The organism is Sulfitobacter sp. M39 (genome assembly GCF_021735935.1).
Taxonomy (GTDB): domain Bacteria; phylum Pseudomonadota; class Alphaproteobacteria; order Rhodobacterales; family Rhodobacteraceae; genus Sulfitobacter.
The window spans coordinates 1,988,633-2,011,261 of sequence record NZ_WMDZ01000001.1 but is presented as its reverse complement, the minus strand read 5'-3'; the positions used below and the strand labels follow the sequence as shown (position 1 = coordinate 2,011,261).

Genomic DNA, 22,629 nt, shown 5'->3' with positions numbered 1-22,629 from the left:
TCAGAAATCGGTCCGTAGGGTCACTTCGAACTTCTGTTCCTCGTCATAGTCCTCTTTTTTCAAGGCTTTAGAGACGTTGAACTGCAGTGGACCAACAGGCGTATCCCAGAAGAGCGAGACACCGATCACGTGGCGGAACGATCCGGATTCTCCGACGATCGACGATCCAAGAGGGATCTCAACATCGTCAAGGTTCCAGACGTTGCCGACATCATAGAAGACGCCGCCGCTGATGCCGTACTCTTCGGGCAGACCCAGCGGGAATTCCGCCTCAAGACTGCCAACCACGAAGAGGTTACCCCCAAGGGAGTCGTCAGACCCGTTGCTTTGGTCGCGAGGCCCGATGCCGCCGGTTTCAAAGCCACGCATGATCGACGGGCCGATCAAGAAGCGGTCGGACACGCGGTTGTTGCCTTCGCTCCATGCCAATGCCCCACCTTGCAAGGTGGCGCGAAGGGTAACTTCCTCGTTGAAGATACGCTTTTCGCCGATGGCTTTGGCGGTGGTTTTCACGAACTTGGTGTCGCCCCCTAGACCTGCGAAATCCTGCCCGAATTGCAGCAGCACACCCGATGTCGGGTCCAAACCGGCGCGGCGGGTGTCGTAGCTGTAGTTAAACCCGATAGACGAGGTCACCTGACGCCCTGCGGCGATGTCATTTGCGACGACGAAACCGGTTGTGGTGTCGTCACGCTCTGACATCTCAAGATCGTCATAGGTATAGTTGAGGCTCAACCGCCCGTTTTCGCTGACAGGGAACGACAGCGTCGGCTGCAGAATGATACGCTCTGTGTCGAAGGAGTTATAGGACGAGCTTGTTTCGGCATAATCAAGGTTCAGGCCGAACGCCACATCACGCCCCAAGAGGCTCGGCTCGATAAAGTTGAAGCCATAACGCTGTGCATCTTCAGCCGTGCTGACCGTCAGCTTGAGCTTCTGACCGCGCCCCAGGAAGTTATCCTCGGCAAAGCTGACCGCGACGCCGATCCCGTCACTGGACGAGAACGACCCACCGAAGTTGAGCGAGCCTGTCGGCTGTTCCACAACATTCACGTCAACGACGACCTGCTCGGGGGAAGACCCCTCGCGGGCGTTGACTTCGGCGCTTTCAAAATAGCCAAGCGCGCGGATGCGTTCGGCGCTTTCGCGGATCTCGCGCGGGTTGAACGGGTCACCCTCTACGCTGTCGAACTGTCGGCGCACAACACGGTCAAGCGTGGTGGTGTTGCCTTCGATGTCGATCCGTTCGACAAAGACGCGTGGACCACGAGAGATACGATATTCGACGTTCAGCGTCAGGTCGCGATCATTGCGCGTGACAACCGGTTCGACCCGCAGAAAGTCTACACCGTCACGGATAGCTTTGCGCTCCATCCGGGCGATATCCGTCTCGACCAGCGACGGCGAATAGACGGCACCGGACTTGGTTTTGATCACGCCACGATAATCTTCAGCGTTCACCCCGTTAATGGTCGAGGTCACGGTCAGTTCGCCGAACTTGAACTGTTGCCCCTCTTGCACGTTGAACTGCACAAAATAGCCGTCGCGTTCTTCGGTCAGCTGAGCGTTCGCCGCCGAAATGCGCATGTCGACATACCCGCGCGACAGGTAGAAATCGCGCAGCATCTGTTGGTCGGCCTCGATGCGTTCGGGCACAAAGGTGTCGCGTTTGATCAGACGGCGGAACAGCCCCGCTTGCTTGGTTCCCAGCACGCGGCGCAGACGACGGTCCGAATATTCACGGTTGCCGACAAAGCTCAGGCGTTCAATCTCGACGTTGTCGCCTTCAAAGACTTCGAACACCAGATCAACGCGGTTCTGGTCGCGGCGGATGACCTTGGGCTGGACGCGGGCCGCGATACGGCCATCGTTGCTATAGGCCTGCGCGATGGCATTGGCGTCTTTTTCGGCTTGGGTCGGGTTAAAGACGCGGCGTTCGTCTGAATCAACGACCGAAGCCAGCGCTTCGTCATCGATGCGCGCGTTGCCTTCAAAGCTGATGCGGTTGATCGTGGGGAATTCTACGACCGTGATCACCAGTGTCCCGCCGCGCGGTTCAAGCGCGACGCTTTCAAACAGGCCGGATGCCTGAAGGTTCTGATAAGCATCGTTCAATTCGCCCGCGCTAATCGCCCGACCGCGCGCGATTCCTGCGCGGCTTAGGATGGCGCTGTCGCCGATCCGTTCGTTGCCGTCGATCTGAACTGTATTGAACTGATAGCTTTGCGCGTCAGCATGTGGTGCTGGAACCAGCCAAGCGACTGATAACATTACGCAAAAAGAAGCGCTGCGCAAGGATTTCGCAAAAGGAGTGAAAACCGCTGTTTCGGTGGGCTTATTCCACCTGTCGTTGTGCATCATTTGCCCTACCCGCTGTCAAAAAACTCTTTCGTCCTGACTAGACAGGTTAGCGGCCTTTGTCAAAACGAAGAGACCGCCATACACCTATATAGAGTGTATGGCGGCCAGTTGGATCACGATAGAGTGCGGGAGGGCACTTGGATAGGGAGAGAGAACGGCGTTATGCGCCGATCCACGCGCCGGCGGTCAGCGCGATGATCAGGAAGCCGAAGTACAAAGCGCGGTCCCAGTTCAGATCAACCAAAAGGCTCAAACCGCGATAACTTGTCTTAAACGTCTGCATACTCGTATCCTTTGTAACTTGGATTGACTATCGCAGGCGATTGCGGCGCTCGTTTGACCAATTAAGGCAGCAATAAGACTTTTATAACTTTTAGCCCAGTTTTGACGGCAAAATATCGCCTAAGGGCAGAACAAATCGTTACCCAAGGCAAAGACCATTAACCCCAGTACCAAGGTCAAACCAATGGACATCAGGATGCGCAACGCGCCATCGCTGGGTGGCTTGCCGGTCACGGCTTCATAGGCGTAAAACACCAGATGTCCGCCATCCAACGCCGGAATCGGGAAGAGGTTCAGCAGACCCACCGCCGTCGACAGCACCGCGATAAAGTAGATGAAGCTTTGCGCGCCCTGCGACGCCATCGCGCCAGAGGTTTGCGCGATCCCCACCGGACCGCTCAGGTTACAGGTGCTGATATTGCCGACGATCATATGCTTGAGACCCGACAGCGACCCGCTGATGATCCGGCCTGTGTTCTCTACCCCGCCCCAGAGCGCAGTCAGCACGCCAGGGTTCGTGGTGGCGGTGTCAAAGGCGGTGCCGCCCACGATGCCAATGCGCATCTGCGACTTGAAGCTGCCATCCGGCTGCGGTTCGTCCGTCACTTTGGGGCGCAGGGTGATGTCCAGCGTTTCCCCGTCGCGCCAGATATCAAGTTCAAGCGGTGTGCCTTCAGACGCTTCAACAGCGGTCTTCAGCTGGCGAAAGGCGAAAATCTCTGCCCCGTCGACCGAGGTGATCACATCGCCGCTTTTCAGACCGGCCTCATAGGCGGCGGATTGGGGCATCACTTGCTTGACCAGCGACGGCATGACGTAAGGCCCATCTACAGTCACGACGTCCCCGCCACGGTTCACCTCATAGGGAAGCGGCTGATCCAGCGGGATGCTGGCGAAGGCGTCGGCATAGGCGGTGGCATCGGACACCGGCGGCAGGGTCACCCCGCCGATAGAGACGATCTCGTCCCCTTCAACCAGTTCATTCTGTTCAAACGGCAGCGGGTGCAATTCCCCGACCGTCATCGGGTCGCGCGGCACGCCGACCGACAGGCCGATGGCCGCGAAAACCAGAATGGACAGGGCAAAGTTGAACACCGGCCCCGCAGCGACGGTGGCGGCACGCGCCCATAGCGGCGCACCATGCATGGTCGCACGCAACCGCTTCGGGTCCGCCTCGGCCGCTTCCATTGCGGCCACATCCTTGCCCGAGGCCGCATCCGCATCGCCCGCGAATTTCACATAGCCGCCAAAGGGTAGCGCCGCGATCTGCCACTTGGTGCCGCGTTTGTCGTAGCGGCTATAAATCACAGGGCCAAACCCGAGAGAGAAGACATCGGCATGGATGCCGGACCAGCGTCCGACGATGTAATGACCGTATTCATGGATCGCGACGATGACCGACAGGGCAATTACAAAAGCCAGAAGCGTCCAGATCAGCCCGCCAAACTGCGGGATCAATGCCATTATATCCAAAACTCTACCCTGCCCTCTTTGTTATTGCGGCCCATGCGGCCTGCCTTGCCAGATGGTCCACCTGCGCGACGTTATCAAGTGTGATGGCCGCATCGATCACCCCATTGTCAGGGAAAAGCGCTTCCATCGTGTCTTCAACGATCTCTGCCATCTGGGGAAAGCGCAGCTTGCCGTCGATAAACCCGTCCAGCGCGACCTCTTTGGCGGCGTTGAACACCGCACCGGCCATGCCACCACGCGCCATCACCTCGCGCGCGAGGCGCAGGGCGGGCCAACGGGTGTCATCGGGGGCGCGAAAATCAAAACTGCCGATCTTCGCCAGATCCAGCCGCTCTACCGGCAAATGGGTACGGTCGGGGTGATGCAAGGCAAAGCCGATGGCGTGGCGCATGTCGGGCGGGCCGATATGCGCCATCAAGGCACCGTCGTTGAACCCCACCAGCGCATGGATCATCGACTGCGGGTGTACCAACACTTCGATTTGGTTAGGGTCAACGCGAAAATATTCACGCGTTTCAATGACTTCCATCGCCTTGTTGAACATCGACGCGCTGTCGATGGTGATGCGTTGGCCCATGTCCCAGTTCGGATGGCTCGACGCCTGCTCTAGCGTGGCATCGGCGAGCTTTTCCAGCGGCCAATCCCGAAACGCCCCGCCGCTGGCGGTGATAATGATCCGTTCCACCGCCGAGATATCCTCGCCGATCAGGGCCTGAAACACGGCGGAATGCTCGCTATCGACCGGTAGCATGGTGGCCCCATGTGCCGCGGCGGTGTCCAGCATCAGCTGACCGGCGCAGACCAGCGACTCTTTATTGGCAAGGGCCAGCGTCGCCCCTTGTTTCAACGCCTCCACCCCCGGTGCCAGACCCGCGGCCCCGATGATGGCGGACATGACCCAATCGGCGGGGCGTGCGGCGGCCTCGTTAATGGCTTGGATACCGGCGGCGGCCTCTACCCCCGTGCCCGACAGCGCGTCGCGCAGGTCGTCCAGCAGATGCTCATGGGCCGTGACGGCAAGCTGCGCATTCAACCGCTGCGCATCTTCTGCCAGCTGCGCAATATTGCTGGCACCGGTCAGCGCGACGACATCATAGGCGTCGGGCGCGCGCGCGATCAGATCAATGGTGTTCTGCCCGATAGAGCCCGTGGCCCCGAAAATACTGACTTTCTTCATGGGGTGAAGATCAGCTTAGCGCGGGGGTGATGGTCAGGAAACGACCAATGATCAGCAGGAACAGCGCCGCCCCCAGCATACCGTCGAACCGATCCAGCAAGCCACCATGACCGGGGATCAGGTTAGAGCTGTCCTTGACCCCCAAGCGACGCTTCATCCCGGATTCTGCCATATCACCCATCTGCGACGCCATCGACATGGCGACAGAGACACCGACCAGCTGCAAGCCCACACCGGTGTTGATCGAGAACAGGAAACCGACAGCCGCGGCCCCGATCCAGCCCGCAGCCGTGCCGGACCATGTTTTCTTGGGGCTGACCTTGGGCCAGAACTTCGGCCCACCGATGGCACGTCCGGCGAAATAGCCAACGACATCGGTGATCACCACAACCAGCACCAACCACATCAGCCAGCCAAAGCCGAAATCATCGCGGACCTGCGTCAGCCCGAAACCGGCCAGCATGATCATCACGGTGAAACACATGAAAATGGTGCGGTGCTTTTCCAACTGGCCAAAACCCACCAACGCGGGGGCCAGCAGCACCGGCAGGGCAAAGCCCACGGGTAGGTAGATCGCGGCGAGCGTCGCCACCCCGACCAGCAGCCCCATCTGCATCCGCGCACCACGGTTTGACGGGTTCAGCATGCCCACCAACTCCCACGCCATGACGCCGCAAATGATCGCGACGAGAACGTGGAACACGGGCCCGCCCAGATAGATACCGCCCAGACCGACCACGATCATCGCCAGCGCCGAACCGACGCGCGCCGTGAGGTCGGACCAGCGTTCCGAAGAAGGTGTCATAGTGCTTTCCTTTCGTCGTACGATCAGGAGGACACGGCACCAAAGCGCCGGTCGCGATTGCCAAAGGCCGCACAAAGATTGCCAAACTCGGCCTTGGTGAAGTCGGGCCAGAGCGTATCAATGAATTCATATTCGGCATAGGCTGATTGCCACAGCAGAAAGTTCGATATCCGCGCCTCGCCACTGGTGCGGATCACCAGATCGGGGTCCGGCAAAACATGGGTGTCCAGATAGCGCGGCAGGGTTTCTTCGTCGACGTCCACAGGGCTGAGCAGACCCGCTGCGACGTCCTGTGCCAGCCGCTGCGTCGCGCGCGCGACCTCGTCGCGACCGCCGTAGTTCAGGGCAATCGTCAGATGGGTCCGGGTGTTTTCCGCTGTCTCTGCCTCTAGCACATTCATCAGCTTGACCAGTTTCGCATCCAGCCGGACACGGTCACCGATAAATCGGACGCGCACGCCCTTGGCTTTCAGCGCCTTGGTCTCTTTGGTGATATAGCGGCGGAACAGGCTCATGAGTCCCGCCACCTCGACCTGAGTACGTTTCCAGTTCTCGGTCGAGAAGGCAAAGATCGTCAGATATTCGACGCCGAAATCGGGGCATGCCTCGACGATTTCGCGCACACGCTTGGCACCGGCATGATGCCCGAACAGACGCGGACGCCCTCGCTGGGTCGCCCAACGGCCGTTTCCGTCCATGATGATCGCAACATGGCGCGGTGCCCCTGGGACAAGCTGGAAGGTCTGGTCGGTCGCAGCAGGCATCATCTATCCTTATCGAACTGCAGGCCGATGCGCGGACCTTGGGGTCGCGCGCATCGAGTAAGGTACTTAAACCTGCATGATCTCGGCTTGTTTGCTTTCAAGCTGCTCGTCGATCTGGGCGATGAATTTGTTGGTCATGTCCTGAACCTCACCCTCCCAGACTTTCTGATCGTCTTCCGACATGCCGTCGGCCTTGGCTTTCTTGATCTGGTCCATACCGTCGCGGCGGATGTTGCGGATGGAGACACGGGCGCTTTCGGCATATTGCCCCGCGACCTTGGTCAGCTGGGTGCGGCGTTCCTCGTTCAGCTCGGGGATCGGCAGCATGATGATCGTGCCGTTCAGCTGCGGGTTGATGCCCAGACCGGATTCACGGATCGCTTTCTCGACCTTGCCGACCAGCGCCTTGTCCCAGACGTTGATGGTGACCATGCGCGGCTCGGGCACGTTGACGGTGCCCACCTGGTTGATCGGCGTGCTGCTGCCATAGGCATCGACCATCACAGGCTCCAGCATAGAGGCGGAGGCGCGGCCTGTGCGCAAAGAGGCAAATTCGGTACGCAACGATGTGATCGCGCCATTCATGCGCCGCTCAAGATCGTCTGTGTCCAGCATAAAATCGTCTGACATGATGTCCCCGGTGGTTTTGTAACTATCTAAATTTGAACCGATATAACGCGAACAAGCCCCCCTTGTATAGGGAGGCCCGCATCTATCGTAGGTTGGGGCCTAGCCCTGAACCCGTGTGTATGTGCCCTCGCCCGCGAGAATCCCCTTGAAGCCGCCCGGTTCGTCCAAAGAGAAGACGATGATTGGAAGGTTATTGTCGCGCGCCAAGGCGATCGCCGAGGCATCCATGACCCCCAAGCGCTTTTGCAGAACGTCGTCATAGCTGACGGTGTCATAGCGTACCGCATCGTCGAATTTGGCGGGGTCTTTATCATAGACGCCATCGACCTTGGTGCCCTTGAAGATCGCTTCGCAGGCCATTTCATTGGCGCGCAGCGTCGCGGCGGTATCGGTGGTGAAATACGGGTTGCCGGTGCCTGCGGCAAAGATGCAGACCCGCTTCTTCTCAAGGTGGCGCACAGCGCGGCGGCGGATGTAGGGTTCGGCGACCTCGTTCATCGTGATCGCGGAGATCACCCGGGTATGAATTCCCAGTTCCTCCAGCGCGGATTGCATCGCCAGCGCGTTCATCACGGTGGCCAGCATCCCCATATAATCGGCGGTGGTACGTTCCATCCCCTGGGCCGAACCTTGCAGCCCGCGGAAGATGTTGCCGCCCCCGATGACCATGCAAATTTCGACGCCAAGATCGTGAACCGATTTGACCTCGTTCGCGATGCGTTGCACGGTTGGCGGGTTCAGCCCGAACCCCTGATCGCCCATCAATGCTTCGCCTGAAATCTTCAGCATGACCCGGTTGAATGTTACTTTTGACTGGCTCTCGGGCATGGGCGCACCTTTCAGGGTGTGGGAGGGGTTTTCATTGCGCCGTAAAATGTCGCAAATAGCGCAAACATTCAATGCTCCGTCAGAGGTTCACGCAAAGAAATGCCAGATGCCCCGCTGTCCCGCGTCTCTGACGTAGTCTCTTGTATCGACCCTGCCGGGCCTGTCCTGATTGCGGGGCCCACGGCGTCGGGTAAATCGGCGCTGGCGCTGGCAATTGCGCAGGCTCAGGGCGGGGTGATTGTGAACGCGGATGCCAGTCAGGTCTACAGCTGCTGGCGCGTGATCTCTGCCCGCCCCCCGGCCGAGGAAGAGGCTTTGGCACCGCATCTGATGTATGGCCATGTCGCGGCACACGACCCCTATTCGGTCGGCCACTGGCTGCGCGAGGTGACCGAGGTGCTGCGCCAGCCCGCACGCCCGATCATTGTCGGTGGCACGGGGCTTTATTTCGCGGCGCTGACCAAGGGGTTGGTGGACATCCCCCCGACCCCCGATGCGGTGCGCGCCGCGGGCAACACCATGACCCGCGCGGCGATGATCGACGCGCTTGACGCAGAGACGGCGCGCCGCATCGATCTTTATAACCCCATGCGCGTCCAGCGAGCGTGGGAGGTGCAGCAAGCCACAGGGCGCGGGCTGGCCGCGTGGCAAGATGATACGCCGCCCCCCATCCTGCCGATGGAGCGCTGTCAGCCTGTCGCCGTTGCCGCGTCAAAGGACTGGCTGAACGACAGGATCATCCGTCGCTTTGACCAGATGCTGGACCAAGGCGCGCTGGACGAAGTCGCCGCCGTGCGCCCCGATTACGACCCCGCCCTGCCCGCGCACCGTGCCATCGGCGTGCCCGAGCTGATGCGCTACCTTGACGGCGCGACACCGCTTGACGTGGCGCGACAGGATGCCATCATCGCGACACGGCAGTATGCCAAGCGGCAGCGCACGTGGATGCGCAAGAACACCGCCGATTGGCTGCAATATGTGCCGGCGTAGCACGCAGTTGCCGAAACGGCGAAATTATCTTTTACTGCCTTTATCTTTCCGTATCTCTGTATAACGATAGTGTTCACTTGTCTTTTGCTGATAGGGTCATGCAATGACGGAGAACACGATCGAATTGCTGACGCTGGCGCAACTGTCGCAAGGGCAGGACTGGCGCGTGCAGCTTTGTCATGACCGGCCTGCGCATATGCTGATCTGGATCACCCGCGGTCAGGGGTTGCTGCAGCTTGACGGCCAGCGGCGCGGCTTGGGGGCGCATAACGCGGTGTTCATCCCTGCCCGTGCGCTCTTTGCTCTCGATATGGGGCGGCAGGGCATCGGGCAAGCGGTGGTGATCCCCGACGGCACCGAGCTGCGCCTGCCCCAAATGCCGCGCCACCTGCGTATTCGGGATGTGCAGGCCCAGACCGAACTGACCGGCCTGATCGAAGCCGCGCAGCGCGAACAACAGGCCAAGCGCCCGCTGTATCATGACGCGTTAGAGGGGCACGCGGCGCTGATGTCGGTCTGGTTGCGGCGTCAGATCATGCAGGACGAACATGTGCCCAACCGGCGCAACGCCGCCGCACGGCTCAGCGCGCGGTTCTGCCAGATGGTCTCTGAACGCTACAGCAGCGGCGCACCGATGGCCCAATACGCCGAAAGCCTAGAGGTCACGCCGACGCATCTGTCACGGGCCGTAAAATCCGCCACCGGCAAGACTGCGGCGGATATCCTGACCGAACGGGTGGTGCATGAGGCACGGCACCTGCTTGGCACGACAGAGCATTCCGCACAGGACATCGCGCGCCACCTTGGCTTTGGCTCTGCCGCCTATTTCACTCGGTTCATGCAGCAACACACCGGCCTGACACCCTCGCGCCTGCGGGCAACGGCGGCCTGACGAGTCAGGACCAGTGGCCGCAAGGACGCTCGGGTAAGCGCCTTTTCCAAAGTACCGAGTTGACCTGCCACCGCCACCTGTGGCTGACTGGCATTCAAGAAAAACACATCCGCACCGCCAATGTCATGGCGGAACGCGGAGAATAAGGGAGCCGCGCAGCGCGCAACGTATCGGCAAAAGCCGGACCGCGCTGCGACAAATTCAAACGCAGCCGCGCGCCTTCAAGGTGTCGCCGTACCGCCGCGCAACAGGGTCATCACATGGGTATTTTCATATTGCGCCGTTTGGGCGTGATGGTGGTAACAGCGCTATGCCTGACCTTTATCGTGTTCTGGCTGACCAACCTCTATCCAAACCTCGAAAAGCTCGCCAAGACCCAAGGCAACTTCCGCATGTCGGACGAAGCGGTCGCAAGCTACCTGGGGGATCGCGGCTATCTTGACCCGCTGCCGGTCAAATTCGGGCAATGGCTGGGCGTCATGCCCGGATGGGTGACGCAAGAGGATGACGGCACCAGTTTCGGGCGGTGCTACACCAAAGACACGCCCGAGGGCGACCGCCGTCGCTTTTGCGGTATCTTGCAAGGGGATTGGGGATTTTCGACTGTTTTCCAAGAGGATGTCGGCCCCACTGTCCTGACGCGATTGGCGCTGACGGGCAAGTTGATGGGCTGCGTGATCCTGCTGATGGTGCCGATGGCGCTGATTGTGGGCGTGCTGGCGGGGATGCGCGAAGGGTCGCGGACGGACCGGACCCTGTCGACCTTTTCAATCCTGACAACCGCGACGCCTGAATATGTCTCTGGTGTCGTGTTCATTGCCCTGCTTGCCTCCTCTCGATTTGGGCTGTCGCCCCTGCTGACCGACTGGGGCTGGATCGACAGCAAAACGCTGTTTCTGGGCTCCGCCGCCAGTGCGATGAAAGACGCGACCTTCTGGAATTTCTTTTTGCCGGTGCTGACCATCTCGCTTTACGGGATGGGCTATATCGCGCGCATGACCCGTGCCTCGATGACCGAGGTGATGACCGCGCAATACATCCGCACGGCGCGGCTGAAGGGGGTGAGCTTTGGCAACATCGTCCTGAAACACGCCCTGCGCAACGCATTGATCGCGCCGTTCACGGTGATCATGCTCCAAATCCCGTGGCTTCTGAACGGGGTCGTCATCGTCGAGACCCTCTTTAACTACAAGGGCTTCGGCTGGCTGCTGGTCCGCGCCGCGTCGAATAATGACATCGAGCTGTTGCTGGCTGTGTCGGTCGTGTCGGTGATCGTGGTGCTGACAACGCAGCTGATCTCGGACATCGGCTATGTCCTGCTGAACCCGCGCATCCGGATCACCTGAGGAGACAATGCAGATGGACCCATTGACATGGACAGGTGCGCTGGACTGGGTGAACCCATTGCTGGGGGGCGCGGTGTTGGTCGTGCTGCTTGGCATCGCGATGCAGATGGTCTGGCCCCTGCTGCCCACTTCCCCTGCGGGGACGCGCCGCTTGGGGCAGCTCACCTCGGCGGGGATCGCGGCGGCGACGGCGGCGCTGATGGTCTATGTTGTCGGGGGCATCGTCATGGGAGACGAGGCGGGGATCATTGGTGGCATGTCGCAGCGGTTGCTGCCGGTCTGGATTGCGCTAATCGCTACCTTTGCCCTGTCGATCACCTTCAAACGCCGGCTGGGGCTTTATGGCAAATTGTTTGACAGCACCGTTGGCATGATCGGCTTTGGGCTGGTGATGTTCTGGGTCTATACGGGGCTGTTCGGCGGGGTGTTCGACATGATCGTGACCCATGACAGCCTCAGCCAGACCTCGGGCATGAAGAACAAGCTTCCCGGCACACCGCTGGCCCGTGCTAAGGAAGGCGACTACCCGTGGTTCCTGCTGGGCGGCGATAACCTTGCCCGCGATGTGTTCAGCCGCTTAATCAAAGGCGCCTGGGTGGTGATCCAGATCGCGCCGATGGCGACGGTCTTTGCCTTTATGGTCGGGATCACGCTGGGGCTGCCTGCGGGCTACTATGGCGGTAAACTGGACGTATTCCTGAGCTTTCTTGCCAATCTGATCCTCGCCTTTCCGGTGATCTTGATCTTTTATCTTCTGGTCACCCCCGAGATCGTGCTGACCGGACTGCCGAATTACATGGCAATTGTGCTGTTCATCTTTCCGCTGGTGTTCCTTGGGGTGCTGCTCAACACACGTCTGCGCACGCAGCCAAGCACCCGCACGCCGGTGCTGGTCGTGGTACTGGGGCTGGTGGGCTGGCTTTACCTCGCGATGATCTCGGACGATGGGGCGTTGGTGCGAACCCAGACCTACGAGATCCCGGGCCTTCCTGCGTTTCTGGATTTCCTGGATATCGGGCCGGGGTTGCTCGTGGTCTTTGTCGCGGTGGTTTTCGTCAACGCGCCCACAGTATTCCGGATCGTGCGCGGGCTCGCACTGGACATAAAGACACGCGACTATGTGGCGGCGGCGCAGACCCGCGGCGAAGGACCGTGGTACATCATGTTATGGGAGATCCTGCCCAATGCCCGCGGCCCCCTGATCGTCGATTTCTGCCTGCGTATCGGCTATACCACGATCCTGCTTGGCACGCTGGGGTTCTTTGGGCTGGGGCTGGAATCCGAAAGCCCCGATTGGGGCACCACGATCAATGCCGGGCGGCGCCTGCTGGCGCTCTACCCCCATGCGGCAATCGCGCCGGCGCTGGCCCTGCTGAGCCTGGTGCTGGGGTTGAACCTGCTCGCGGATGGGCTGCGCGAAGAGAGTTTGCGGGATTGATTTGGGGGAACCGCCGCGGGGGCCAGCCCCCGCACCCCCGGAGTTTACTTGGCAAAATGAAGTATATGGTTGCGGTTGAAGGTAAGGGAGTTGGACATGGGCGAGGCATATGACGGGCCAATTCTGGAGATCGACGCGCTGTCGATCTCTTTCTTCACACGGCTGCGCGAAATTCCGGCGGTGATGGATTTCTCTGTCTCGGTCAAACCGGGCGAGGCTGTGGGGCTGGTTGGTGAATCCGGCTGTGGTAAATCAACTGTCGCCTTGGGCGTGATGCAGGACCTTGGGGTGAACGGGCGGATCGTAGGCGGGTCCATCAAGTTCAAGGGGCGCGATCTGTCCCAGATGAGCGCGACCGAGCTGCGTCAGATCAGGGGCAGCGAGATCGCAATGATCTATCAGGAGCCTATGGCCTCTTTGAACCCCGCCATGCGGATCGGGCAGCAGTTGATGGAAGTGCCGATGATCCACGGTGGCATGTCGAAACGCGAGGCCCATGCCCGCGCCTTGCAACTGGTGACCGACGTCAAGCTGCCGGACCCTGAACGTATCCTTAAGGCCTATCCGCATCAGCTGTCAGGCGGACAGCAGCAGCGCATCGTCATCGCGATGGCTCTGATGTCAGAGCCGTCCTTGCTGATCCTGGACGAGCCGACCACCGCGCTGGATGTCACGGTCGAGGCGGCGATCATTGATCTGGTCAAGGATCTGGGGCGCAAATACGGCACCTCTATGCTGTTCATCAGCCACAACCTTGGGCTGGTGCTGGACACCTGCGATCGCATCTGTGTCATGTACTCCGGCGAGGCGGTCGAGCGCGGGTCGATTGCGGATGTGTTCGACGGCATGCGCCATCCCTATACACAGGCTCTGTTCCGGTCGTTCCCGCTGCCCGGTGCCGACAAAACCGCGCGTCCGCTGGTCGCCATCCCCGGCAATTTCCCCCTGCCCCATGAACGCCCCGAAGGCTGTAACTTTGGCCCGCGCTGCGATTACTTTGTCGCAGGGCGCTGCAATCAGGGTGCCATTCCGATGCTGCACGTGCCCGAAAACACGCGACACGCGACCCGCTGTATCCGCCACGATGAAATCGACTGGTCCGCGCCGATGGCGCATGCGGCGACCAAGTCGAAGGGAGAGGTTGGCGACGTCGTTCTGAAAATGGACAAGCTCAAGAAATACTATCAGGTGGCGGCGCACTCCATATTTGGCGGCACCGGTACCAAAGTGGTTAAGGCAAACGAAGAGCTGAGCTTTGAAGCGCGTGCGGGTGAAACCCTTGCCATCGTGGGGGAATCCGGTTGCGGCAAGTCCACCTTTGCGAAGGTTCTTATGGGGCTGGAGACGGCCACAGCCGGTCATCTGCTGCTGGATGGCCGTGATATTGGCACCACCGCGATCGAGGATCGGGGAACACAGACCGTCGCTGATATCCAGATGGTGTTTCAGAACCCTTTCGACACATTGAACCCGTCAATGACTGTGGGCCGCCAGATCATCCGCGCGCTTGAGGTTTTTGGCGTAAGCACATCCGCGCGTGACCGTAAGGCACGTATGCTGGAGCTGCTGGATCTGGTCAAACTCCCGCGGGAATTCGCCAGCCGCATGCCGCGCCAACTGTCGGGCGGGCAGAAACAGCGCGTGGGGATTGCCCGTGCCTTTGCCGGAGACGCGCGGATCGTGGTGGCGGATGAACCTGTTTCGGCGCTTGATGTCTCGGTTCAGGCGGCGGTGACGGATCTGTTGATGGAGATCCAGCAGGCGCAACAGACCTGCCTGTTGTTCATCAGCCATGACCTGAGCATCGTGCGTTACCTCAGCGATCGTGTAATGGTGATGTATCTGGGGCATGTCGTCGAGCTGGGCACCACGGATCAGGTGTTCTCTCCGCCCTATCACCCCTATACCGAAGCGCTGCTTTCGGCGGTGCCGATCGCCGACACGCGGGTGAAGAAAAAACATATCGTGCTGGAAGGCGATGTCCCCTCGGCGATGAACCCGCCGCCCGGTTGCCCTTTTCAGACGCGCTGCCGATGGAAATCTCAGGTGCCGGGAAATCTGTGCGAGACGCAAGTGCCAGAGCTGCGGGCGCTGGCGGAGGGGCATACGGTGAAATGTCATCTGGATGACGCGCAGCTTGCAGCGATGGAGCCGGTGATCGAGATGGACGTGTCGGCGCGCTAAACCCTTCGCTACGCATGAAAAAACGGCCACCGCATGTGCGATGGCCGCTTCTGCCTGATCGAGGCAGGGTGGCTTATTTGCTGACGCCGCTACCTGCGGTGTTCAGATTGCCTACCTGTTCGGCCACCTCATCGGCAAAACCGTTGATCATCACTTCGTAAAAAACACCCTCGGTCGGGGCCACGGCGATATAGCCCTCGGGCACGACCTGATCGACCGAATAGGCGGCGACATTCACAGGGAAGCTACGCGCGCCGATGGATTCATTGGGTGATGTGATATCGACCACACCTTCGATCTCGTTGAATTCCTGGCTATCGCTCAGCATGGTATCCCCATCCAGCGAGATTTTGCGGATGTCGATGTTGATCGTCGGATCGCTGGCATCATCGCTGCCCAATACGCGGGCGGCCACGGCGGCTTTCAGATCCTCGGTGATCTGGGGGTAATACTCCATCGCGTTAGCGTCCTGCGCGGCGTTGATGGACGAGCTTACGTCAATCGCAGAGAAGGCAACCTTTTCGTCCGCAAGTGCGGCAGAGGACAATGCGGCCAAGCTTACACCAGTGGCCAAGGCGATCGATTTAACTGAGTTGAACATGTGAATGCTCCTTATCTTTCTGATGCGCGCAGACCGTAGAAGACGACCTGCTGACGCTGTGGAAAGGGAACATCAGTCGGGGCAATAAGGTTCCGTTGCCCCGAAAAACGGCAAGCGGAAATCAGCATAGCACGGCGATATATGTATTCTGTACAATCACTTACCGCGGCGCATCACAGACCCGCGATCACCTTCACATAGTTCTTGGTTTCGGCGTAGGGCGGGATGCCACCGTATTTCTTCACCGCCCCCGGCCCCGCGTTATAGGCCGCAAGCGCGAGGTTCCATGACCCGAACGCCTGATATTGACGCTTGAGGTAACGTGCACCACCATCAAGGTTCTCGTAGGGGTCGGTCGGGTCCACACGCAGGATACGCGCCGTTTCCGGCATAAGCTGCGCAAGACCAAGCGCGCCTTTATGCGACCGCGCCGCGGGGTTCCAGCCGCTTTCCTGCTGCACGAGGCGCAGGAAAAGATCCGCCGGAATGCCATGGCGCATCGCGGCTTCGCGCGCCATGCCAAGATAGACGCCCTTGTACTTGCCGCGATATTTGGGTGTGTCCCATTTTGTCGGGGTGACCACGCGTTGTGGCTGCAGCCGCACAGAGGCCGCATATTGCTTTGACGCGCGTGTGTCCAAAATCTTGGTCTGGGACGCAAAAAGCTTGGTCCGGTTCTTGGATGAAAACACATCGGCGGCAACCGGTGCTGTGCCCACAGAAAGGCAGCACAGCGCCGCCGTTAGTAATAATCGCATATTGTCCCTGCCCCACGCAGTCTCAATTCCCGCAGACCATATCAAACTGACCCGTTGGTGCCACCCTTTATTGCCCCCTGTCACATCTGCGTGGGTCGCAAGGGCGATAATCGCGCCTCCCCCCTGTTTATCGCAAACCCTGCTGGGTATAACGTCGGCCAATCCAAGGTGCGTGCGGGATTCGCGCGTGGCCCGTAAACTTGCAGCAAATGGGGGCATCATGGCCGGCTCAGTGAATAAAGTGATCCTAATCGGGAATCTGGGGCGCGATCCCGAAGTGCGTTCGTTCCAGAACGGCGGCAAAGTGTGCAACCTGCGCATCGCGACCTCCGAGACATGGAAAGACCGCAACACCGGCGAGCGCCGCGAAAAGACCGAATGGCATTCGGTCGCGATTTTTCAGGAAGGGCTTGTGCGCATTGCAGAGCAATACCTGAAAAAGGGCTCCAAAGTGTATATCGAAGGCCAGCTGCAAACCCGCAAATGGCAAGACCAGTCCGGTCAAGATAAATACAGCACAGAAGTCGTTTTGCAGGGCTTTGGCGGGACGCTGACCATGCTCGATGGCCGCGACGGTGGTGGCTCCGGTGGTGGCGGCAACTACGGCGGCGGCGGTGGCGGCTACGACAGCGGCCCGTCGGATCAGGGCGGCTACGGCGGCGGGTATGACAGCGGCCCCTCGGGCGGCGGCAACGACGCTGGTCGCGGTTCCTCGCGCGACTTGGATGATGAAATTCCATTTTGATATCAATCGGATACCAAACATAGTTAAGGCGGGGAATTCCCCGCCTTTTTCTTTGTCGTGACTTAAGACCGGTGGGCGTGGCGGCCTAGTGGCGTTCAGCCAGTGCGTCATCCAACAACTGCAGCACCGCGTCCTTGGGGACATCGGCTGTGACAAACGCATCACCAATGCTGCGGGCCAGAATAAAGCGCAGTTTGCCGTCGATGACCTTTTTATCCTGCCCCATCAGATCAAGCAGATAGGCGGCGTCCGGCAGATCACCGTCGATGTCGCGCAGGTCGGTTTTCATCCCCATGGCCCGCAGATGCGCGCGGACGCGGCTGGGATCCTCTTGCGCGCAAAGCCCCAAACGGGCGGACAATTCGAACGCCATCGCACAGCCGATCGCCACACCTTCGCCATGCAGCAACCGGTCGGAATAGCCCGTCGCCGCTTCAAGCGCGTGGCAGAAGGTATGGCCGAGGTTCAACAGCGCGCGGTCGCCGTGTTCCTTTTCGTCGCGCAGCACAATATCGGCCTTCATCTGGACAGACCGGCGCACCGCCTCTACGCGCAGCGCCATATCGCCAGCGGCCATCGCGGGGGCGTTCACCTCGAGCCAGTCAAAAAACGCCGCATCCCCCAGCAGCCCGTATTTGACGACCTCGCCATATCCGGCAAGGAAATCGCGCGCCTGCAATGTGCCAAGCACAGCCGTATCGGCCAATACAAGGGACGGCTGATGAAACGCGCCGACAAGGTTCTTGCCTTGCGATACGTTGATCCCCGTCTTGCCCCCGACCGAACTGTCGACCTGCGCCAAAAGCGAGGTCGGGATTTGCACAAAGCGCACACCACGGCGCAGGATCGCGGCGGCAAAGCCCACCAGATCACCGATGACACCGCCGCCAAAGGCAATCACGATATCGTTGCGTTCGACCTTCTGATCCATCAGCCAATCGACCGTGCGGGTCAGCTCTGCCCAGCATTTTGTGGCCTCGCCCGGCGGTAATGCCAGCGCCTCGACGCTGATGTCAGCGGCGTCCAGTCCGGCGCGCAAACTGTCCAGATGGTGCGCCGCAACGGTTTCATCGCTAACCACCACAACACGTTTGCGGCGCAACAGCGGGGCAATTAACGTGCCTGCTTCGGCCAACAGATCGGGGCCGATCACCACATCATAGGCGCGGCCCTCAAGACCGACATGAACCGTTTCTCGCATCACAGCACCTCAAGTACATCTGGGCGATCCGCCAGCGCATCCACCACGCGCTGCGCCATCGCGTCAATCGACAGCGCAGGCGTGCTGGCAACCGTCATATCCGCAAGCCGGTAGATCGGCACACGTTTTTCGTAAAGCTCGGTCAGGGTGCCGCGGGGGTCAGCGGTGCGCAGCAACGGGCGCGAGGTCTTGTACCGCACACGGTTCCACAGCAGGTCAAGATCCGCATCCAGCCACACCGACACCCCGCGCGCCGAGATATTCTCGCGGTTGGCTTCCGCCAGAAAGGCGCCGCCGCCGGTCGACAGGATGCCGGGCTCTTTATCCAGCAGACGCGAGATCACTTCGGTCTCGCGCTTGCGAAAGAAGGGCTCGCCGTCGCGTTCAAAGATTTCGGGCACGGTCAGATTGGCAGCGGCCTCTATCTCGTGGTCGCTGTCCACAAAGGGCACGCCGAGTTTCGCGGCCAAAGCGCGGCCCACGGCGGTTTTACCTGCGCCCATCATACCCACCATGACAACCGTCTTCTTAAGATGGTACCGAGGGGTGTTTTGGGCCGTATCGGCTGGGGATTGCTGAATTTCGCTCATTCTTGTGTGAATGACGTGATCTTGCCGAAAAGGCCATATATAGAATAGTCAAAAGATGCAGAAGAAAGCAGGCGGATTCCATGGGCAAGCTGATCAAGTTTCTGATTTACCTCGCAATTATCGGGTTCATCGGCCTTGCGGTCTATGCCTATGTGGGGCCGTTCTTCGGGGCGGACTTTGCACCACCCCAGGTCGAAATCCGCGAATCCGTGACGTTGGAGCAGCAATGATCCGATTTGTCAGGCAGCTAAGCGTTTTTTGCCTGATTGCCCTCCCCCTTGGTGTCGCCGCGCAAACCGCGGCGCAGAATGACCGCAACGCGCCTTTGTCGGTGATCGACTGGCTGGGCGAGCGTCCCAAGACGCCGAAACCAACGCGCAAGGCCCCCGTAAAGCCGGACGAGGCCCCCGTGGCGCGGACCGCGCTGCCCCCTGTCGTGACCGTGGCCCCCTTGGGCAAAGGCGGGCCGCGCGCCATCGGCTTGGTGCCAACCAAGGTGACAGGGCTGCCGCAGGATCTATGGACGGGCAGCACCGCGGAAGACATCGCCCATCAGCTTGACCGTCTGCCAGAGCTTCGCCTACCCGTGGCCCATTCGCTGCTGTTTACCCTGCTGCTGGCGCAAGCAACCGCGCCGCAAGGGGACGCAAAACAGGGCGATGCGCTTGCCCTCGCCCGTGTGCGCACCTTGATGGATGCTGCGGCGCTCGACCCTGCGATGTCGCTGATCGAACAGGCGGGCGTCGAGACCTCGCCGGATCACTTTGGCCTATGGATGCAGGTGAGCCTGCTTTTGGGCACAGAAGACCGTGCCTGCCTGCGGCTGAAGGATAAGCCCTTCCTGACAACGGATTATGGCGTGCGCATCCTTTGCGCTGCGCGGTCGGGGGAATGGGACACGGCGGCGCTGACGCTGGGGTCTGCCCAAGCGCTGGCGCTGCTGCCCGAAAGCGATCTGTCGCTGCTGGACCGGTTCCTCAACCCTGACCTCTACGAAGGGACCGCGCCCCTGCCCGGCCCGCGCGAGATGACGCCGCTCAAGTTCCGGCTTCTCGAGGCAATCGGAGAGCCGCAGCCCACGCGGAACCTGCCCGCCGCCTATGCGGTGGCCGATCTGCGCGATATCGCGGGCTGGAAGGCGCAGCTGGATGCGGCGGAGCGTCTGACCCGTATCGGTGCCCTGCCCGACAACCGGTTTCTGGGCATTTATACCGACCGTGAGCCTGCGGCCTCTGGCGGGGTGTGGGACCGTGTCGAGGCCTTGCAGCGGTTCGACACGGCCATGTCCAGCGGCAATACAGAGGCAATCGCCAAAGCCCTGCGCCCCGCGTGGCGCGCCATGCAGCAGGCCGAAACCGAAGTGACCTTCGCCACCCTCTATGCCGAGGCTTTGCAGAGCACCGACCTTACCGGTGCCAGCGCGGCCCTGCGCGACCGTATCCTGCTTCTGTCACCGCTTTACGAGCAGGTTGCCAGCGCCGATACGACACCGGCAGAGATTACATTCCTGTCGCAGATCGCGAAGGGAGAGACCCCGAAAACCACGCCCGACATCTCCCACGCACAGGGGATTGCCAGCGCTTTCACGACGCCAACACCACGTAAGAGGCTGGTCGAGATGGCGCAAAACGGTCAGTTGGGCAGCGCCATCCTGCATACGATTGCCCTGCTAGAGGACGGTGCCCGCGGTGACACGGCTGCCCTGCGCGATGCGATCTCTACCCTGCGGGCCCTAGGGCTTGAAGATGCCGCGCGGCGGGCTGCCTTGCAGACGTCTTTGCTGGAGCGTGACTGATGCAGACCGAGTTGCTGCATTGGATTTCGACCTTCCTAGAGGCGCAGGCGGCGGAACTGGGCGCGGCCACGAACACGCAACTTGCCTATGGGCGCGACCTGAAGGATTTTGACAGTTTCCTCGCCCGCCGCGCACTGGATTTCGTCTCGGTCGGTCGCAAGGATATCGAGGCCTATCTGGTCTGGTGCGACGCGCAGGGACTAGCCAAATCCACCCGCGCACGGCGGTTGTCGGCGATCAAGCAACTGTACCGCTTCGCTTTTGAAGAAGGGTGGCGCACGGATAACCCCGCGATTCAGATTGCGGGTCCGGGACAGGACAAACGGCTGCCCAAGGTGTTGTCAGAAGACGAGGTTGACCAGCTGCTCGACGCGGCGCGCCACTCGGGGCGCAACACCTCGGACCAGCTGCGCAACACCTGTTTGATGGAGCTGCTCTACGCCACCGGTATGCGGGTGAGCGAGCTGGTGAGCCTTAAGGTCAGCGCAGCACGCGGCGATCCGCGTTTGCTGTTGATCATGGGCAAAGGCGGCAAGGAACGTCTGGTGCCCCTGTCTGACCCGTCGCGCGAGGCGTTGGCGGCATGGCTGGTGCAGCGCGATAAAACCGACGAGGCCGCGCAGGCCAAGGGCAAACCCGCGTCGATCTACCTGTTTCCCAGTCGCGGCAGCGCCGGATATCTGACGCGCCACCGCTTCTATCTGCTGATCAAGGAATTTGCCCTGACCGCCGGTGTTGATCCGTCCAAGGTTACCCCCCACACCCTACGCCACGCCTTTGCAACGCATCTGCTGGCCAATGGGGCCGATCTGCGGGCGATCCAGACGATGCTGGGGCACGCCGATGTCGCCACGACCGAAATCTACACCCATGTCCTAGAGGCACGTCTGTCCGAGCTGGTGCTGGAAAATCATCCGCTGGCCAAGGCGGGCCGGCGCAACTCCGGCGGCAAGACATCCTCTGACGGCCAATAGCCGGTCTCTAGCGCCTTGTGGTAGCCTTGGGTCAGCCCCGCCTGCACCATCGCGCGGGCGGCGGCGGCATGGTCATAGTCAAGCCGGTGAAACGACACCTGCCCCGCATCAAGCACCGAAAAACGGGTCTGCGGCGTGCCGTCGTTGGGCGGCATGCCGATGACACCGGCATTGATCCACCTCCCCCGCGCCGTCTGCCGTTCAAAAGCCACCCCGCTGTGCCCTGCGATGATCCCATCCACCGGACCGATGCTCCGCTCCACCGCCTGCCACTCCGCGTCAAACACATCCTCGGGCGAGACGGGCCAGATGAACCGCGCGATATCGTGGTGCCCCCCGTGGATCACGGCATAGCGTTTTCCGGCGTGGTGAAAGCTGAGGATATCCGGCACCTGCCCCATCCAGTCGCGTTGCGCTTGGGTGATCTGCGCGCTGGCGTAGCCGTACCAGCCGACCGAAAGCAGATCGCAGGCGCTGCCATCCTCGAATCCGCAGCCGCAGTCCATCGCACCTGCGGCAAGCTGCTTTTCACAATTCCCCGCCACCACCGCGATGCCGCTGTCCTGCATCCTGTCGCTGACGGCATGGGCATGGGCGCAATAGGCTACCACGTCCCCGGTGCAAATCATCCGGTCCGGCCCCACCCCTAATGCCCGCGCACGGTCAAACAGCGCGTCAAGCGCCTGCAGGTTGGAATACGGACCGCCGAACAGCACAATCGGCCCGTTCAATTGCCCCAAATCTTGATGGTTCACCCTGCTCATCCCTTGAATGAAACCGCACACACGCCCATAA

22 protein-coding genes are annotated in these 22,629 nt (G+C 60.7%); 9 read left to right on the top strand and 13 right to left on the bottom strand.

The window, feature by feature from the left end:
• The 8 genes from bamA to pyrH all read right to left on the bottom strand — a co-directional run bounded on the left by bamA (position 1) and on the right by pyrH (position 8,320).
• A complete protein-coding gene (gene bamA / locus GLP43_RS09755) occupies positions 1–2,271 on the bottom strand; it encodes an outer membrane protein assembly factor BamA (RefSeq protein WP_237279156.1) in 2,271 nt (756 codons plus the stop codon).
• A gap of 250 nt (positions 2,272–2,521) precedes the next feature.
• A complete protein-coding gene (locus GLP43_RS16335; protein ID WP_005853414.1) occupies positions 2,522–2,644 on the bottom strand; it encodes a hypothetical protein in 123 nt (40 codons plus the stop codon).
• 119 nt (positions 2,645–2,763) lie between these two features.
• On the bottom strand, positions 2,764–4,116 hold the full coding sequence (gene rseP, locus GLP43_RS09750) for an RIP metalloprotease RseP (RefSeq protein WP_443069467.1): 1,353 nt from the start codon (positions 4,114–4,116) through the stop codon (positions 2,764–2,766).
• A gap of 4 nt (positions 4,117–4,120) precedes the next feature.
• The gene (gene dxr, locus GLP43_RS09745; RefSeq protein ID WP_237279154.1) at positions 4,121–5,293 is read right to left on the bottom strand and encodes a 1-deoxy-D-xylulose-5-phosphate reductoisomerase; all 1,173 of its coding nucleotides are present in this window, start codon (positions 5,291–5,293) and stop codon (positions 4,121–4,123) included.
• A gap of 10 nt (positions 5,294–5,303) precedes the next feature.
• A complete protein-coding gene (locus GLP43_RS09740) occupies positions 5,304–6,098 on the bottom strand; it encodes a phosphatidate cytidylyltransferase (protein ID WP_237279153.1) in 795 nt (264 codons plus the stop codon).
• 23 nt (positions 6,099–6,121) lie between these two features.
• On the bottom strand, positions 6,122–6,865 hold the full coding sequence (gene uppS / locus GLP43_RS09735) for a polyprenyl diphosphate synthase (protein WP_237279152.1): 744 nt from the start codon (positions 6,863–6,865) through the stop codon (positions 6,122–6,124).
• A 63-nt stretch (positions 6,866–6,928) separates the two neighbouring features.
• Positions 6,929–7,492 carry a ribosome recycling factor gene (gene frr, locus GLP43_RS09730; protein ID WP_009826991.1) on the bottom strand — a complete coding sequence of 188 codons (564 nt, stop codon included), beginning with the start codon at positions 7,490–7,492 and terminating at the stop codon, positions 6,929–6,931.
• A 99-nt stretch (positions 7,493–7,591) separates the two neighbouring features.
• Positions 7,592–8,320, bottom strand: a complete 729-nt coding sequence (gene pyrH / locus GLP43_RS09725) for a UMP kinase (RefSeq protein ID WP_237279151.1) — start codon at positions 8,318–8,320, stop codon at positions 7,592–7,594.
• Between the two features lie 99 nt (positions 8,321–8,419).
• Between pyrH and miaA the strand changes: the two genes are divergently transcribed.
• From miaA to GLP43_RS09700, 5 genes are all read left to right on the top strand, one after another.
• A complete protein-coding gene (gene miaA, locus GLP43_RS09720; protein WP_237279150.1) occupies positions 8,420–9,310 on the top strand; it encodes a tRNA (adenosine(37)-N6)-dimethylallyltransferase MiaA in 891 nt (296 codons plus the stop codon).
• Positions 9,311–9,413: 103 nt separating this feature from the next.
• Positions 9,414–10,202, top strand: coding sequence for a helix-turn-helix transcriptional regulator (locus GLP43_RS09715; RefSeq protein WP_237279149.1), 789 nt, complete (start codon positions 9,414–9,416; stop codon positions 10,200–10,202).
• A gap of 260 nt (positions 10,203–10,462) precedes the next feature.
• Entirely contained in the window at positions 10,463–11,548 is a 1,086-nt protein-coding gene (locus GLP43_RS09710; RefSeq protein WP_237279148.1) for an ABC transporter permease, read from the top strand.
• 13 nt (positions 11,549–11,561) lie between these two features.
• Complete coding sequence (locus tag GLP43_RS09705) at positions 11,562–12,986, top strand: ABC transporter permease (protein WP_237279147.1); 1,425 nt, start codon at positions 11,562–11,564, stop codon at positions 12,984–12,986.
• A gap of 96 nt (positions 12,987–13,082) precedes the next feature.
• Positions 13,083–15,170 (top strand): dipeptide ABC transporter ATP-binding protein, encoded by a 2,088-nt coding sequence (locus GLP43_RS09700; protein WP_237279146.1) that lies wholly within the window; start codon positions 13,083–13,085, stop codon positions 15,168–15,170.
• Positions 15,171–15,243: 73 nt separating this feature from the next.
• Here the strand turns inward: GLP43_RS09700 and GLP43_RS09695 are convergent, their stop codons facing one another.
• Both GLP43_RS09695 and GLP43_RS09690 read right to left on the bottom strand, forming a co-directional pair.
• Positions 15,244–15,771: a hypothetical protein gene (locus tag GLP43_RS09695; protein ID WP_237279145.1), complete on the bottom strand. Its 528-nt coding sequence runs from the start codon at positions 15,769–15,771 to the stop codon at positions 15,244–15,246.
• A 173-nt stretch (positions 15,772–15,944) separates the two neighbouring features.
• Positions 15,945–16,529, bottom strand: coding sequence for a lytic transglycosylase domain-containing protein (locus tag GLP43_RS09690; RefSeq protein ID WP_237279144.1), 585 nt, complete (start codon positions 16,527–16,529; stop codon positions 15,945–15,947).
• Between the two features lie 220 nt (positions 16,530–16,749).
• Between GLP43_RS09690 and GLP43_RS09685 the strand changes: the two genes are divergently transcribed.
• Positions 16,750–17,274, top strand: a complete 525-nt coding sequence (locus GLP43_RS09685; protein ID WP_272903189.1) for a single-stranded DNA-binding protein — start codon at positions 16,750–16,752, stop codon at positions 17,272–17,274.
• 85 nt (positions 17,275–17,359) lie between these two features.
• Here the strand turns inward: GLP43_RS09685 and aroB are convergent, their stop codons facing one another.
• Together aroB and GLP43_RS09675 are read right to left on the bottom strand one after the other, a co-directional pair.
• Positions 17,360–18,475 carry a 3-dehydroquinate synthase gene (gene aroB, locus GLP43_RS09680; protein ID WP_237279143.1) on the bottom strand — a complete coding sequence of 372 codons (1,116 nt, stop codon included), beginning with the start codon at positions 18,473–18,475 and terminating at the stop codon, positions 17,360–17,362.
• Complete coding sequence (locus GLP43_RS09675; protein ID WP_009826981.1) at positions 18,475–19,065, bottom strand: shikimate kinase; 591 nt, start codon at positions 19,063–19,065, stop codon at positions 18,475–18,477. Before GLP43_RS09675 ends, aroB begins: the two co-directional genes overlap by 1 nt.
• Positions 19,066–19,145: 80 nt before the next feature.
• Between GLP43_RS09675 and GLP43_RS09670 the strand changes: the two genes are divergently transcribed.
• The 3 genes from GLP43_RS09670 to GLP43_RS09660 are packed head-to-tail and all read left to right on the top strand — an operon-like array spanning position 19,146 to position 21,834.
• Positions 19,146–19,295 (top strand): hypothetical protein, encoded by a 150-nt coding sequence (locus GLP43_RS09670; RefSeq protein ID WP_005853380.1) that lies wholly within the window; start codon positions 19,146–19,148, stop codon positions 19,293–19,295.
• Positions 19,292–20,860, top strand: coding sequence for a hypothetical protein (locus GLP43_RS09665; RefSeq protein WP_237279142.1), 1,569 nt, complete (start codon positions 19,292–19,294; stop codon positions 20,858–20,860). Before GLP43_RS09670 ends, GLP43_RS09665 begins: the two co-directional genes overlap by 4 nt.
• Complete coding sequence (locus GLP43_RS09660; RefSeq protein ID WP_237279141.1) at positions 20,860–21,834, top strand: site-specific tyrosine recombinase XerD; 975 nt, start codon at positions 20,860–20,862, stop codon at positions 21,832–21,834. The genes GLP43_RS09665 and GLP43_RS09660 overlap by 1 nt, the downstream gene beginning before the upstream one ends.
• Here the strand turns inward: GLP43_RS09660 and GLP43_RS09655 are convergent.
• Positions 21,771–22,598 (bottom strand): metallophosphoesterase family protein, encoded by an 828-nt coding sequence (locus tag GLP43_RS09655; RefSeq protein WP_237279140.1) that lies wholly within the window; start codon positions 22,596–22,598, stop codon positions 21,771–21,773. The genes GLP43_RS09660 and GLP43_RS09655 overlap by 64 nt on opposite strands.
• Positions 22,599–22,629 lie beyond the last annotated feature (31 nt).